Annotated in this window: 8 protein-coding genes; 2 read left to right on the top strand and 6 right to left on the bottom strand. The window is 72.9% G+C overall.

The genetic code is table 11. The annotated features are described in order from the left end of the window. Positions 1–130: 130 nt before the first annotated feature. On the top strand, positions 131–1,240 hold the full coding sequence (locus tag ABT085_RS14460) for a YeiH family protein (protein ID WP_351606324.1): 1,110 nt from the start codon (positions 131–133) through the stop codon (positions 1,238–1,240). A gap of 117 nt (positions 1,241–1,357) precedes the next feature. On the opposite strand, the gene ABT085_RS14455 is transcribed toward ABT085_RS14460, so the two are convergent. The 6 genes from ABT085_RS14455 to ABT085_RS14430 form a co-directional block, all read right to left on the bottom strand. Then, positions 1,358–3,346: an acetoacetate--CoA ligase gene (locus ABT085_RS14455; RefSeq protein WP_351606321.1), complete on the bottom strand. Its 1,989-nt coding sequence runs from the start codon at positions 3,344–3,346 to the stop codon at positions 1,358–1,360. Between the two features lie 36 nt (positions 3,347–3,382). Further along, positions 3,383–4,009: an RBBP9/YdeN family alpha/beta hydrolase gene (locus ABT085_RS14450; protein ID WP_351606318.1), complete on the bottom strand. Its 627-nt coding sequence runs from the start codon at positions 4,007–4,009 to the stop codon at positions 3,383–3,385. Next, positions 4,006–5,385 (bottom strand): MFS transporter, encoded by a 1,380-nt coding sequence (locus ABT085_RS14445; protein ID WP_351606315.1) that lies wholly within the window; start codon positions 5,383–5,385, stop codon positions 4,006–4,008. The genes ABT085_RS14450 and ABT085_RS14445 overlap by 4 nt, the downstream gene beginning before the upstream one ends. Positions 5,386–5,423: 38 nt before the next feature. After that, positions 5,424–6,338 carry a TauD/TfdA dioxygenase family protein gene (locus ABT085_RS14440; RefSeq protein ID WP_351606313.1) on the bottom strand — a complete coding sequence of 305 codons (915 nt, stop codon included), beginning with the start codon at positions 6,336–6,338 and terminating at the stop codon, positions 5,424–5,426. Between the two features lie 44 nt (positions 6,339–6,382). Further along, positions 6,383–7,357, bottom strand: a complete 975-nt coding sequence (locus ABT085_RS14435; RefSeq protein ID WP_351606310.1) for a quinone oxidoreductase family protein — start codon at positions 7,355–7,357, stop codon at positions 6,383–6,385. A gap of 149 nt (positions 7,358–7,506) precedes the next feature. Next, complete coding sequence (locus ABT085_RS14430) at positions 7,507–8,559, bottom strand: beta-keto acid cleavage family enzyme (protein ID WP_351606307.1); 1,053 nt, start codon at positions 8,557–8,559, stop codon at positions 7,507–7,509. Positions 8,560–9,097: 538 nt separating this feature from the next. On the opposite strand from ABT085_RS14430, the gene ABT085_RS14425 reads away from it, so the two are divergent. Beyond that, positions 9,098–12,229 carry a winged helix-turn-helix domain-containing protein gene (locus tag ABT085_RS14425; protein ID WP_351606304.1) on the top strand — a complete coding sequence of 1,044 codons (3,132 nt, stop codon included), beginning with the start codon at positions 9,098–9,100 and terminating at the stop codon, positions 12,227–12,229. Positions 12,230–12,309: the final 80 nt, after the last annotated feature.

Below are 12,309 nucleotides of genomic sequence, written 5' to 3'. Positions count from 1 at the left end.
GATGTCCGACTTGAGGGTGGAGGACGTCATGCGGAAGTCCAGTGACAGCAGCAGGTCGAGCTTTCCCTCGGGCGCCTTCTCCCGATCCGGGGCCTACAAGCGGCCCGGGAGACGGACGAGAGTCGACACCGTGAAGAAAGCACCTGTTCAGGAGCCCCCGTCCACCACGGCGACCCCGTCCGCCACGGAACTCCCGTCCACCGACCAGAGCCCCACCGGGTCCACCGGGTCCACCGGCTCCAGCGGGTCCCGGCTGCCCGGACTCGCCCTCACGCTGGCCCTCGCCGCACTGGCCACGGTGGTCGGCAGACTGCTCCCCGTGCTCGGCGGACCGGTGACGGCCGTGGTTCTCGGCGTGGCCGTCGCGGCCGTACGCAAGCCGGGCCCGCGTCTGCGCCGGGGCATCACCGGCGCCAACAAGCCGCTGCTCCAGGCCGGAGTGGCCCTCCTCGGCGCCCAGCTGTCGCTCACCCAGGTCTTCCACGTGGGCGGGAGCTCACTGCCGATCATGGTGGGTTCGCTGGGCGCCTGTCTGACCGCCGCCCACTTCCTGGGCCGCCGGTTCGGTGTCGACGGCAACCTGCGCACGCTCGTCGGCGCGGGCACCGGGATCTGCGGGGCGTCGGCGATCGCCGCGGTCACGCCGGTCATCGGCGCCGCGAGCGCGGAAGTCGCCTACGCCGTCTCGACGATCTTCCTGTTCAACATCGCCGCGGTGCTCGTCTTCCCCGTGGTCGGCCATCTGCTCGGGATGGACCCGCACGCCTTCGGCCTCTTCGCCGGCACGGCGGTCAACGACATGTCGTCCGTGGTCGCCGTCGCCACCGCCTACGGGCCCTCGGCCATCGACGACGCGGTCGTCGTCAAGCTCACCCGCACTCTGATGATCATTCCGATCTGTCTGGGCCTGGCGGTCCTGGCCCGGCGGCGCGCCCGCGCCGCCGACCCGGCCGCCGCAACGCCCGAGGTGAGCGCGCTCCGGCTGGTGCCGTGGTTCCTCGTGGTCTTCCTGCTGGCCGCCGCGGCCAACAGCGCCGGACTCATCCCGGCCGGTGTCCAGCCCGGCCTCAAGGAGCTCTCCGTCCTCCTCGTCACCGTCGCGCTCTGCGCGGTCGGCCTGTCCACCGACGTGGCCGCTCTGCGCCGGACCGGCCCGCGCCCTCTGCTGCTGGGCGCCTGCCTGTGGGTGGTCGTGTCCGTCACCAGCCTCTCGCTCCAGTACGCCGCCGGAGCCCTCTGACCTTCCTGGCGGCCCACAGGCCCACAGGCCCACAGGCCCACAGACCCACAGACCCACAGACCCACAGACGAGGGGCCCCTCCGGTATGTCCGGAAGGGCCCCTCGGGTGTGCGGCGTTCACTCGACCGGCATCGACTGCCGCGCGTACCGCGCGAACCAGGCCAGGGTCTCGGGATGGGTGACGGCGCCCGCGCTGCTGACGTCGCCGACGGAGGCGCCCTGGAGGATGCGCTTGACCGGCACCTCCAGCTTCTTCCCGGTCAGGGTGCGCGGCACCGCGGCGATCGGCACGATGACGTCGGGCACATGACGGGGCGACAGCCGGCGCCGGATGGCCCCGGCGATCCGCTCGCGCAGCCCCTCGTCGACGGCGGCGCCCTCGGCGGCCACCACGAACAGCGGCATGAAGTAGCCGCCGTCCGGGCGCTCCACACCGACGACCAGGCTGTCGGCGACCTCGGGAAGCTGCTCGACGACGTCGTAGATGTCGGCGGAGCCCATGCGCACGCCCATGCGGTTGAGCGTGGAGTCCGAACGCCCGGACACCACGACGGACAGGTCGGGGTGGACGGTCACCCAGTCGCCGTGCCGCCAGACACCCGGGTAGGTGTCGAAGTAACTGGCCCGGTAGCGGGCCCCGTCGGGGTCGTCGACGAAGTACAGGGGCATCGACGGCAGCGGCGCGGTCACCACGAGTTCGCCCTGCTCGCCGGTGAGCGGCCGCCCGGAGGGGTCCCAGGCGTCGAGCGCGACCCCGAGGGAGGGGCACTGGATACGGCCCACGCGTACGGGCAGCAGCGGGGACCCGCCCGCGAGGACCGAGCAGATGTCGGTCCCGCCGCAGATGGACTGGAGCCAGACGTCCGGCGCGAGCCGCTCGTGGACCCAGCGCCAGGTACTGGCCGGCAGCGAGGAACCGGTCTGCATGATGGAGCGCAGCGCACCGAGATCGAGCCCGGCCGCGACGTCGGTGCCCGACTTCTCCACGGCGGCGAGATAGGCCGCGCCCACGCCGACCATCGTCGCGCCGGTCCGCTCGGCCACCCGCCAGACGCCGGCGATGTCGGGGAAGGTGGGGCTGCCGTCGTACAGGACGATCGTGCTGCCGTGCAGCAGCCCGCCGACCAGGAAGTTCCAGACCATCCAGCTCGTGGACGTGACGAACAGATAGCGGTCCTCGGCCCGCAGGTCGGCGCCGAGACCGAGGGCCTTGAGCAGTTCCACGACGATGCCGCCGTGCCCCTGCACGATTCCCTTGGGCACCCCGGTGGTCCCGGACGACCACAGGATCCACAGCGGGTGGTCGAAGGGCACGTCGGCGAATTCCAGGGGGCCTTCGGCGGCGGGCAGCCCGGTCCAGGCGTGCACCTCGACGTCGGGACGCCGCGGCCACGGCTCGTCCGGCGCGGCGGCGAGCAGGCCGACGGCGAGGACGTGCCGGACGGTGGGCAGTCCGTCCACGAGTTCGGAGACCGCCGCCCGCCTGTCGTACTCCTTGCCGCCGTGCCGGTAGCCGTCCGCCGCCACCAGGACGACCGGTCGCGCCTGGCGCAGCCGGGCGAGCACGCTGGGGGTGCCGAAGTCCGGGGAGCACGCTGTCCAGACCGCGCCGACGGCGGCCGTGGCCAGCAGGGCGACCACGCTCTGCGGAACGTTCGGCAGATATCCGGCCACGCGGTCGCCGGGCGCCACGCCCATCCGGCGCAGTGCCGCGGCGACGTCTGCGACCTGTCCGCGCAGCTCCTCCCAGGAGATGTCGACGGGTTCGGCGCCCTCGGTGACGGCGACCAGCGCCGGACGGGTGTCGCAGGCGTGGGCGAAGCACCGTTCGGCGAAGTTCAGCCGGGCCCCGGGGAACCAGTCGGCGCCCGGCATGGACGCGTCCGCCAGTACGGCGTCGTAGCCGCTCACGGCGTCCAGGCCGTAGTACTCCCACACGGCGGACCAGAAGCCGGGCAGGTCCGTGGAGCTCCACCGCCACAGCTCGGCGTAGTCCGCGAAGTGCAGCCCCCGGGCGGTGCCGAGCCATCGCATGAAGCGGGCGACGTCGGATTCCTGTGTCTCGCGGCGGCCGGGGGACCACAGCAGATCGGTGTCGGACTTCATCGTCGCCTTTCCGGGGGCTGTACGTCGGGCTGGGTGTCAGCCGCGTTCGAGTTCGCGCAGGAGTTCCTCCGACCGGGGCCAGGGCCCGTGGCCGGAGGCGGGGTTGAGATGGCCGACCGCGCCGAGTTCCACGAGCCGGCTGCCCCAGTCCCCGGCCAGTTCGCGTACGCGCTCCAGGGAGCCCAGCGGGTCGTCGGAGCTGGCCGCGACGACGCTGGGGAAGGGCAGCGCCGAACGGGGGACCGGCGTCCAGCCGTTCTCGGCCAGTACCTCCGGGGTGGGATATCCCTCCGGCAGCGGGGTCTCGAAGTCGGGCGGGGTGACCAGGAGCGCACCCCGTACGTCGGCCTCGTGCCGCCGGGACCAGTGCACGGTGGTGATCACACCGGCGCTGTGGGCGACCAGGACGACGGGCCCGGCGAGCTGCGCCACCACCTTGTCCAGGGAGGCGACCTGGGTCTCGCGACTGAGCCGGTTCCCGGCCGGCGGCGGCACGGTGACCACGGTCCGGCCGGCTTCGGCGAGCCGGCCGGCGAGCAGGGTCTGCCAGTGCTCCTCCACGTGGTCCCGCAGACCGGGGACGATCACGACGGAGGGCCGGGTGCCGGTGCCCGCGGACGGCTGGGTGTCGGTGCCGGCGGAGGGCTGGGTGTCGGTGCTCACGAGGACGTCTCCGCTTCCTTCGCCGGGGCGGCCTCGGCGAGTCCGGTGATGCGGAGCAGGTCGCGGTCGTACCAGCGGCGGCCGATCAGGAAGGCGACGGCGGCGGCGAGTGCGACGAGCGGGACGATCCGCAGGGCGCCGAGCAGACCCGTACGGTCCGCTATCGCACCCGTGATCGCGGGCCCGGGGGCCAGCCCGAGCAGGCTGTTGGCCAGGGTGAGGGTGGCGAACGCGGTCGCGGAGATCGCCACCGGGGTCAGGTTCGCGACCATGGCGGCGGCCGGTCCTGCCGAGCCCGCGGTCAGCAGCGCTCCCGCGGCCAGCGCGATCAGCTGGAGGGGGCCGGTGGGCAGCCGGAAGGCGGTCATCAGCAGCAGGAGCGAGCCGAGGCTGCACGTCAGCGCGACGTCCCACTTGCGGATCGGGACCAGCTTGCTGATCCGGTCCGAGGCCATCCCGCCGAGCACCATCCCCACGCCGATGACGAGGATGAAGACGCCCGCGGCGGAACCGGCCTTCGCGGTGGGCAGGTCGTAGTAGCGGTTGAAGAAGCTGGGCAGCCAGGAGATGAGGGCGCCGGCGGTGAACAGTTGCAGTCCGCTGCCGACGTACGCGCTGATCACGGAGACGGAGGAGAACAGCCGGGGCAGCAGGGCACGCAGCGCCGCGCGCGGGGCCGTCGCCTCGGCGGCGGCCGGTGTGCCGGCGTCGTCCGGGTCCCCGTCCGGGTCGGCCGCCGCCCGGGGGCGCAGTCGCTTCTCCGTGACGACGACCCCGTAGACGGCGGCCAGCACCAGCCCGAACAGACCCATCGCGCCGAACGCCCAGCGCCAGCCGAACTGCTGGGCCACGGTGCCGCCGATCGACACACCGAGCACCGAGCCGAACGCGCCGCCCGCGATGAAGGCCCCGGACAGGGTGGCCCGCAGCACGATCGGGAAGACGCTCAGGACCACGGCGATGCCGACACTCCCGTACGCCGCCTCGCCGACGCCGACGAAGAGCCGGGCGAGGAACATCTGGTCGTAGTTCGCCGCCAGCGCGCAGCCCAGGGTGGCCAGGCTCCACGTCACGGCGGCGAACAGCAGGCTCTTCACCCGGCCCCAGCGGTCCGCCACGAGCGACAGGGGGAACGCGAGCACGCCGACCATGAGTGCCACGATGCCGCTGAGCGAGCCCAGCCTGGCGTCGGTGAGCAGCCATTCGTCCTTCAGCATCGGGAAGACGGCGTTCAGTACCTGCCGCGACATGTAGTCGGACAGCAACAGCCCGAAACTCAGGGCGAAAACGATCCAGGCATAGCCTCGGGAGACCGGCCACCCGGACGAGGACGAACTCGTTCCGGGAACGGCGACCGCAGTGGTCTGGAGCCCCATTGTCATCACCTCACGCACTTCTTTGAAGGGGAGTCGGATCAGAACGGTCTGTCGCCCACGATTCCGGCGCGCTCCATCTTGCGGACGGCGGGCCAGTAGTCCTGGACGGCGTAGTGCTGGGTGGAGCGGTTGTCCCAGATCGCCACGCTGTTCGGCTGCCAGCGCCAGCGCACCTGGAACTCGGGGACCGCCGCCTGGCTGAGCAGGTAGTTCAGCAGGTGGCTCGCCCCCGGGGCGTAGTCCTGCCCGAAGCGCACGTTCTCGGGCGTGTGGAAGTTGACGAAGTGGGTGGTGAAGCTGTTGACGAAGAGGATCTGCTCACCGGTCTCGGGGTGGGTGCGCACCACCGGGTGCTCCGCGTCGGGGAAGCGCGCCTTGAGCGCGTGCCGCTGCTCCTCGGGCATGACAGCGCCGAAGCTGGCCTCGATGCTGTGCCGGGCCCGCAGACCCTTGATCTGCGTCTTGATGTGCTCCGGCAGCCGGCGGTAGGCCTCGGCCATGTTGATCCAGACGGTGTCGCCGCCGACCGGCGGCGATTCGATACAGCGCAGCACCGCACCCATGGCGGGGTTCTCGCGCCAGGTGCCGTCGGTGTGGAGCGCGTTCTCGTAGTGCTCCGGCTTGCTGTCCAGGTCCTTGTAGATGCGGACCAGGCCGGGGTGGTCGGGGTCGCTGCCCGCGACCGGGTGGTCCTCCAACGCGCCGAAGCGCGAGGCGAAGGCGACGTGCTCGGCGCGGGTGATGTCCTGGTCGCGCAGGAAGAGGACCTTGTGCTTCAGCAGCAGGGCCTTGATCTCCGCGAACAGGTCGTCGTCACGCGAGGCGTCACCGAGGTTGACGCCGGCGAGCTGCGCGCCGATGTTGCAGGTCAGCGGCTCGACGGTGATCGAGCCCCGGACCTCGGAGCGCACCAGCGCCGGGGTGCCCGTCTTCGGGCCGAGGGTCTGCTCCATGGTGCTTCCTCCTGGAGGGGGGTTGATCCGCGGGACCCGCGGGATCAGAGGACGAAGACGGACGATCCGGTGGTCGTGCCGGACTCGAGGTCGCGGTGCGCCCGGGCGGCGTCCTCGAGGGAGTAGCGCTGGTTGATCTCGATCGCGATGTCGCCGGCGGCGACGTGACCGAACAGCTCGCCGGAGAGTTCCGCCCGCTCGGCGGGGTCGGCGATGTAGTCGGCGAGGGCCGGGCGGGTCACGAAGAGGGAGCCCTTGACGGCCAGCTGCATGGCGTGGATCGGCGGGGTGGGGCCGGAGGCGGTGCCGAAGCAGACCAGCAGGCCGCGGCGGGCCAGGGAGTCGATCGACGACTCGAAGGTGGTCCGGCCGATGCTGTCGAGGACGAGCGGCACGCCGGCGCCGTCGGTGATCTCACTGACCCGCTTCGCGACGTCCTCCGTCCTGTAGTTGACGACGTGCGCGGCACCGTGGGCGAGGGCGAGTTCGGCCTTCTCCTCGGTGGAGACGGTGCCGATCACGTCGATGCCCAGCAGCCTGGCCCACTGGCACACGATCAGGCCGACGCCGCCCGCCGCCGCGGTCAGCAGCACCGTGTCGCCGGACTTCAGCGGGTGGATGCGACGCAGCAGATAGGAGGCGGTGAGACCGCGCATGGTCATCGCCGCGGCGGTCGCGAACGGGATGGCGTCGGGCAGCTTGATGAGGGAGTCCACCGGCATCACGCGCTCGGTGCTGTACGCGCCCAGCGGGCTGCCGGTGTAGGTGACCCGGTCGCCCTCGGCGAAGTCCGTGACGCCCTCGCCCACGGCCTCGATCACCCCCGCGCCCTCGACGCCCATGCCGGCGGGCAGCGGCGCCGGGTAGAGACCGGTGCGGAAGTAGGTGTCGGCGAAGTTGAGACCGACGGCCTCGTGCCGGATCCGTACCTCGCCCGGGCCGGGGTCGCCGACGACGACCTCCTCCCAGCGCAGGACGTCGGGACCTCCGGTCTCCTTGAAGCGAACGGCATGTGCCACGGTCGAGCTCCGTAAATGAAGGGAGTTGGGGGGAAGGGCCGCCGGAGCGGGGGGTATGCCCCGGCGGCCCGAGGGCCGTGGCACACGGAGCGGCGCGGTGCCACGGCAGGTGTGTGTGACGGGCGGAACGGTCGGAACCGGCGGGACGGTCAGACGTCGCGGAGCATGAAGCCGCGCCGGCCGGGGCGACGGTTCGGCACCATGCCCAGCCGGGCCAGGGTCTCGTCGGCGCTGGAGTAGTACTCGCCGATGTGGTAGATCTCCTTGGCCTCGGCGCCGGTGGCGATGTCGCGGCCCAGCGCCTCGGAGATCTTCACCATCTGCTCGACCTGGGCGACGGACGACATCCGCTCGCCCTTCCTGCCCCACAGGTTGTCCTCGTTGCCGACGCGGACGTGCGCGCCGAGCGCGATACCGACGGCGTTCATGGGGGCGACCGCGCGCATCGAGGACTCGATGGTGAGGGTGGCGCCGTCCGGCACGCGGCGGATGAACTCGATCAGGTCCGCGGGGTGACGGCCGGCGAAGCCGCCGCCGATGGCCACGTAGTTGAGGGTCAGCGGGCCGGTGTAGACGCCCTTGCGGATCAGACGCTCGACGGTCTCCAGCTGGGCCAGGGTGGCGAGCTGGAAGTGGGCCTGGATGCCCTTCTCCTGAAGGCGCTTGAGGTGCTCCAGGTAGAACTCGGGACCGGCCTCCAGGTACATGTCGCGGTAGGCGCGGTAGTACTCGGGCTTCGCGATCGAGGTGCCCTCCAGGTCGTCGTCGGTCATGATCTCGACGATGTTCATCTGGCTGGTGTTGATCGCGATGGTGACCTGGTCCGGCTTCGGGTCCAGCTCGGCCAGCATGTGGCGGGTGTCGTAGGACAGCCAGTTGGCGTCCGACCCCTCGCCCTCGGGGGCGAAGGAGATGGAGCCGCCGATCTGCAGCACCATGTCCGGCACCGCCTCGCGCAGCCGGCCGATCAGCTCGTTGAACATGGACAGGCGCTTGGAGCCCTTGCCGTCGAGCTCCCGCACGTGGATGTGCAGCACCGTGGCACCGGCGTTGTAGCAGTCGACGGCCGCCTGTACGTGCTCGTCCATCGTGAGCGGAAGATCGTCCGCGTCACCGGGCAGCCACTCCGGCCCGTAGGGGGCGACCTGGATCACCAGCTTCTCCTGGTTCTCAGGGAGCAGTGAGTCGTCGTGGAAGTGCACGGTCCGTCTCCTTCGTCGGATCTGGGATCGCACGCCCTGTGCGAAGCCGCGCGGAACGGGCGCGGCAACGCACAGGGCGTGCGGATCGGTACTGAGTCACCGCGTGCGGCGGACATCGCTGCCTGGACGGACGGCCGTCCGGGCCGGAGGGGACACGCGCCACGGGGGAGTGGTACGGGACCTTCCGGAGGTCGGCCGCGTCGCTGCGGTGCTGCAAAGGTAGGGCCGACGGAAGGTGAACGCTTGACCCACGGAGACAGGTGACTTGTCATTTGGGGACACCCCCATGGCCGTGCGGAGCGGACCCGCGCCGACCGGTCCCCACCCCGTTCCGGCCGCGCTGCTTCCGCGACCGGCGGGGCAGTTGCCGTCGGCGGACACCGGCACGGGCATCGGACCCGGTCGGATCGCCTACCTGAGCCGCGCGGCGGTCCGCGCGCCGGCGCCCGACGCCGCGCGCGGGAGCGGAAGCACTGCGAAACTGAGGGTGAGGGTGAGGGTGAGGTCGCCCACGACCTGATGGACGGTGGTGAGCGTCGTGGCCGATCGGCACCGGACGCAGGCCGGGGCAGAGGCCGGGACGGAGGCCGCGCGGTTCGATCCGCGGGGCGCCCCGTTCCTCGGCACCCGGTTCGTCCCGCCCGAGCGGCCCACCACGTTCCTGCGCCGGGCCCGGCTGGTCGCACGGCTGGACCGGGCGCCGGACACCCCGCTGACCCTCGTCGACGGACCGGCCGGAGCGGGCAAGACCCTGCTGGTCGCCGACTGGGCCGCGCAGCTGGGACGGCCGGTGGCCTGGCTCACCGCGGACTCCGCCGACCAGGCGCCGGGCGTCTTCTGGGCCTACCTGGTGCAGGCACTGCGGGCCGGCGGCGTCCCGCTCCCGCCCGACGTCGGGTGCCCAGCGCACGCGAGCCGCGTGGACCGCGCCCTGCTGGCACGGCTCGCGGCCGGCCTGAGCGACCGTACGGCGCCCGCGCTCCTCGTCCTCGACGAGTTCGACCACGTGCCCTCGCTGGAGATAGCCGAGCAGCTGGAGTTCGTGCTGCACCACGCGGGCCCGGGACTGCGCCTCGTCCTGGTCACCCGCAGTGAACCGCTGCTCCCGCTGCACCGCTACCGGGTCGCCGGCAGCATCACCGAGATCCGCGGTGCCGAGCTGGCGTTCACCCCCGAGGAAGCGGCCGCCGTGCTGGACACCCACGGACTGCGGCTGACCGAGGACGCCGTGCGCGGACTGGTCCGGCGCACCGGGGGATGGGCCGCCGGGCTGCGCTTGTGCGCCCTGGCGGCGCAGCAGAGCCCCGACCCCGAGCGCTATCTGAAGGAGTTCGAGGCGGGCCGCAGCACGGTGGCCGACTTCCTGCTGGCGGAGGTGCTGAAGCGGCAGCCGCCCGCGACCCAGGACCTCCTGCTGAAGATCAGCGTGGTGGAACGCTTCCGCGCCGGTCTGGCGGACGCGCTGACCGGTCGTACCGACGCCGAGAGCGTGCTGGCCCGGCTGCGCCGGGAGAACGCCTTCGTGGAGCCCCTCGGTCACGACTGGTACCGGCTGCACCCGCTGTTCGCCGAGATCCTGCGCGCGCATCTGCGTGAGCGCCAGCCCGGTCTGGAGACCCGGCTGCACCGGCGGGCCGCGCGCTGGCTGAGCCGGTGGGGTTCGCTCGGCGAGACCCTCGCCCATGGCAGCGCGGCGGGGGACTGGGAGTTCACCTCCCGCGCCCTGGTCGACGACCTGGCCGTCGGACAGCTCTTCAGCGGTCTGTACGCCGATGATCTCGCCGACCTGTTCTCCCGGATGACCGCCGGTGCCGGTGCCGACGGCCCGGCGGTCCACCTGGTCCTCGCCGCCCGCGCCCTGGCCGGTCATGACCTCGACCGCGGCCTGACCCACCTGCGCCACGCCGAGCGGGACCTGTGCACCGGCCCAGCCGACCCGCCGGACGCGACGCGGGCGCCGGACCCGCCGGACGCTGTGCTGCCGCCGGGCATGTCGCTCACGCGGGCCGCGGCCGACAGCGACGACCACTGGTGCGCCCTGGCCCCCGCACGGATGAGCGTGGCGCTGCTGGAGGCGCTCGTCGGGCGCCTGACGGGGTCCCCGGCCAGGGCCGAGCGGGCCGCCGACGCCGCCCGCGAACTGCGCCGGGCGCTGCCTGCCGACCTGCTGGAACGGCACCCCGAGCTGACCGCGCAGCTGCTGACCCACCTCGGGGTGACCCGGCTGTGGGTCGGACGCTTCGACGAGGCGCGGGCCGCGCTGTCCGAGGCGGCTGCCTGCACGGGCGGGGTCGCCACGGCGTCGGCCCGGCAGGAGTCCCTCGCGCACCTCGCGCTGATCGACTACCTGGAGGGCCGGTTCGGCGGGGCGGAGAAGCGGGCCCAGGCCGCGACGCAGGAGGCGGACCGCTACGGCCTGCCGCCGTCGTCGCGGTCCGGGATCGGACGACTGGTGCTGGCGGCCGTGGCCGTCGAACGCGACGAACTGGACGAGGCCCAGGCGTTGCTCGGCCAGGTGGCCGACGCCCACGGCGGACCGCAGGACCCGGTGCTGGCCGCGCTCGGGGCGATCACCGGGGCGCGGCTGCGGCTGGCCCGCGGGCAGGCCCGTACGGTCGTTGAAGCCGGGGAACCGGCGGTCGCCGCCGAGGTCTCCTCCCCGTGGGCCGAGACCGAGGCGGCTCTGGTCGCGGCGGCGGCGCTGATCGCCGTGGGACGCGCCGAAGAGGCCGCCAGGCTGCTGGGTCCCACCGCGGAGCACCGGCCGGCCTGCGCGGTGGCGGCCGCCCGCGCCGAACTCGCCGCGGACGCGGGGGCGGGGGCGGCCACGGGGACCCCTGCGGCTGCCGTTGCTGCCACCGCTGCGGCCACCGGGGCCACCAGGACCACCGGGGCCGTGGAAGCTACCGGGACCACGGGAACCACCAGGGCCACGGCAGCCGCGGGGACCACGGCAGCCCTGCCGGCCGCGGAGGACTCGGGGACCAGGAAGGACTCGCGGGCCGCGGAGGACTCGGGGATCAAGGAGGGCTCACCGGCCGCGGAAGAACTGCGGGCCGCGGAAGACCTGCCGGCCGCGGAGGACTCGGAGGCCACTGAAACTGCGCAGGCCGCTGAGGCTGCGCAGGGCGCCGGGGGTGACGCTCCGGCACCGGACTTCCTGGACCGGCTGCCCACGCGTACGGGCGGCCCCGCGCTGACCGTACGGGCCACCCTCGTCCGGGCGCAGGCCGCCGACCGGGCCGGGGACGCCGCCGCCGCGCAGCGCCTGGTCGGCGAGGCGCTGCGGGAGGCCAGGCGGGAATGCCTGCGCCGGCCGTTCATCGAGGCCGGGCCCTGGATCCGCCCCCTGCTCGGCACTCCCGCGAACCGGGAGCTGGGCCGCGGCTGGCTCACCGTCCGGCAGGGCCCGCACGCGGCGCCGGCCCGGCATGCGGCCCGGGTCCACGCCGGTGCCGGGCAGGGGGCGCCCGTCGTGGAGCGGCTGAGCGCCCGTGAACGCGACGTCCTGCAACGGCTGGCGCAGGTGATGTCCACCGAGGAGATCGCCGCCGACCTGTATCTGTCGGTCAACACCGTCAAGACCCATCTCAAGAACGTCTACCGGAAACTCTCGGTGAACCGGCGTGGCGACGCCCTGCGCCGGGCCCGCGAGCTGGGGATGCTGTGAACCCATCCCTTACGTCGCCCCTGACCCTGCTTCCGTCCCTGTTATCCGCCCCGTTCGCGGCTGATCCGGCGAGGTGCACA

Source organism: Streptomyces sp. NPDC002265, from assembly GCF_040296125.1.
GTDB lineage: Bacteria > Actinomycetota > Actinomycetes > Streptomycetales > Streptomycetaceae > Streptomyces.
Note: the sequence above shows the minus strand (reverse complement) of the source record. Positions and strands in the feature narration are given on the sequence as shown.

Coding starts and splice junctions, on each gene's coding strand:
- ABT085_RS14440 (WP_351606313.1), bottom strand. CDS start 6,338: ATGGAGCAGACCCTCGGCCCGAAGACGGGCACCCCGGCGCTGGTGCGC.
- ABT085_RS14455 (WP_351606321.1), bottom strand. CDS start 3,346: ATGAAGTCCGACACCGATCTGCTGTGGTCCCCCGGCCGCCGCGAGACA.
- ABT085_RS14445 (WP_351606315.1), bottom strand. CDS start 5,385: ATGGGGCTCCAGACCACTGCGGTCGCCGTTCCCGGAACGAGTTCGTCC.